This window comes from Streptomyces sp. SID3212 (assembly GCF_009865405.1).
Taxonomy (GTDB): domain Bacteria; phylum Actinomycetota; class Actinomycetes; order Streptomycetales; family Streptomycetaceae; genus Streptomyces.
In genome coordinates, this window is record NZ_WWJY01000733.1 from 1 (window position 1) to 2,469 (window position 2,469).

2 protein-coding genes are annotated in these 2,469 nt (G+C 72.7%); both read right to left on the bottom strand.

Annotation, left to right across the window (positions count from 1 at the left end):
- A partial coding sequence (locus GT042_RS22325) for a hypothetical protein (protein ID WP_345943866.1) occupies window positions 1-1,377 on the bottom strand: 1,377 nt, incomplete at its 3' end.
- Window positions 1,378-1,514: 137 nt separating this feature from the next.
- Window positions 1,515-2,345: a polysaccharide deacetylase family protein gene (locus tag GT042_RS22330; RefSeq protein ID WP_161310505.1), complete on the bottom strand. Its 831-nt coding sequence runs from the start codon at window positions 2,343-2,345 to the stop codon at window positions 1,515-1,517.
- Between the last annotated feature and the right edge of the window lie 124 nt (window positions 2,346-2,469).

The following is a 2,469-nucleotide window of genomic DNA, read 5'->3' on the forward strand; positions in this document are numbered from 1 at the left end:
GGCGAAGAACGCCGTGCCCGGCAGCCCGAACAGGTAGACCCGGAACAGCATTTCGCCGCCGTAGTCGTTGACCGCGAAGAGCGGCACCGGCGCCGCCGCCGCCAGCAGCAGCGGCAGCGCACTGTGGGTCAGCCGGCGCCGCAGCAGGACGGCCGCCCCGGCCAGCACGGCGAGCGCGGCAACCATCAGGATGTTGGCCGCCCCCACCAACTCCGGCCCGGGACCGGTCGGTTCACCCGCGAACCCGGGGCGGGAGTTCTGGAGCAGCTGTCCCGCCGAGTCGCGCAGCGTGCCGAGCGTGTCCAGGAACAGCGGGCGGCCCATCGTCAGGTCCCAGACGAGCATGACCACCCCGGTCACCACCAGCAGCCCGAGGTTGCGGTAGCGGCGGGTGAGGCAGAGCGCCATCAGGGTCATGCAGAGCATGACGGGCGTCAGTTGGTGCGAGGCGTTGACGGCGGCGATCAGCGGGACGAGAACCAGCACCCCGATCGCCCGCTGACGGCGCGTGGTGGACGGCGGCACGGGCGCCGCCGCCGGGTCGAGGCGGCCACGTTCGCGCAGCCGCCCGGCCGAGCCCGGCCGCACGAAGTGCCGTACGACCACGGCGAACACGGTCAGGAAGAGCAGATACGCGAAGGCCTGCGGAGCCAGGTAGTCCTGGCCCACCCAGTTGGCGAGCTGGAAGATCCAGACCGCCGTCCACACCAGGCGCCGGTCGTCGGTGAACGTGCGGTAGATGAGCACCAGGACCGGCATCATCAGCAACCCGAAGGCGACCGGCGCCCAGTTGGTGTACGCGGCGGCGCCCTGCACCCCGAAGGCCCTGATCAGCGCCGCGTTGAGGGAGAAGAAGCCGGGCCACTGGTCGTACGCCGACATCCCGCCGGACAGTTCGGTGTACGGATGGAAGGTGCCCTCGGCCAGCAGCCGGGCGATCACGGCGTCGTGCTTCGACGCCCAGGCGTAGCGCACCGAGTCGTACAGCAGGGCCGGCGGCGCCTTGAGCGCCACCAGCATGGCGACGCAGTAGGCCGGCGGCCACCAGGGCGCGGCAGCCGCCCGGCGCAGGCTGACCAGGAAGCCGGCCGAGAGGACGACCAGCGAGACGTAGAAGACGACCGGGAAGCGGTCGAGGAGCCCGAACTCCCCGATGTCGCGGAACCCGATCCGGGGTAACGACCAGGCCCACAGCCCGGCTCCGGCCACCAACGGGAGCCAGGAGAAGAGCCGTTCGGAACGGAAGGGACTCTTCGTCGTGCGCACGGGGAGTGGCTCGTCCGCCGTCAGCGAGGTGTCCGCCGCGTCAGGTACGGGCTCCTGTACGGGGCGCGGCGCGGCGCCCTCCGAGACCGGTGTGGACACACGGTGTTGCACAGTGCGACTCCCCCCACAGATGTGGTCGCGGCCGTCACGCCGCTGTCCCTGAAGCGAAGTATAAGAACGGTCATCGTGTTTGTGTTGTTCTCGTACGCCCCTGTTGCACAGGGGAGTTGGGGTGCGCGCGGCCCGTACTACCCCGCGAACCCCGGTCCGCGCAGACGGGCCCGCGCCCTGCGGTACAGCCGCCACCCCACCGTGGGCAGCGTGTCGTCGAACGGCGCGACCCGCGCCCTCTCCCCCTCCGCCGGTCTGCCGTCCATCCAGCGTTCGACGTCCCGCACGGTGTGCCGGCGGCGCAGGATGAGCCGGGCGATGCGGTACGGCTCGTCGCGGGACGAGGAGAGCGCGTGCCGTACGGCGACGGCCGAGGCGTACCCGGCGGCGGCGGACGCGCGCCGTACGGCCGGGCTGTTGTAGCCGTGCGGATAGGCGAGGTGTGCCACCTCGTGGCCGAGGACGTCCTCCAACGCCGCCTTGGACTCCCGAAGTTCGCGATGCAGCTCGCGCGCGGAGAGGGTGTCCAGCTGGGGGTGGGTGACGGTGTGCGCCCCCACCTCGATGCCGTACGACTCCAGTCGCGGCGCCTGCGCCAGGCGCATCATCGGGGCCGGCGGGAGGAGGCTGACGCGGCCCGGGGTGATGGCCCCGGTGGTCAGGTACGCGGTCGCGGGCAGGTGGCGGGCGGCGAGCGCCTCGGCCGTGGGGCCGGGCAGGTCGGCGAAGCCGTCGTCGAAGGTGAGGACGACGGGCCGGGGCGGCAGCGGGCGGCCGTCCGCGAGGTGGCGGACGAGCGCGCTGATGGGCACGGGCGTACGGCCGCTGGCCACCACGGCGTCCAGCTGCGCCGCGAAGTCGCTTGGCGCGACGGTGAATTCGGCGATCCAGGCGGGTGGGTGGTCCGTCACGGCGTGGTAGAGGAGGACGGGGATCGGGGGGCTCGTGCGGGCACCGCGTCCGCTCATGGCCTGCTCCCGCGCTGTCGGAGCCGCGCCTTGAGGTAGCCGAGGGGGCCGTGGAGCATCCCCCGGCGCTCCAGCCGCGAGAGGCTGCGCGGCCAGGGGTGGGTCTGGGCGCCGTGGACGCCGG

What these genes read in the sequence shown, in the direction of transcription:
- GT042_RS22330 (WP_161310505.1), bottom strand. Translation starts at nt 2,345, where the DNA reads ATGAGCGGACGCGGTGCCCGCACGAGCCCCCCGATCCCCGTCCTCCTC.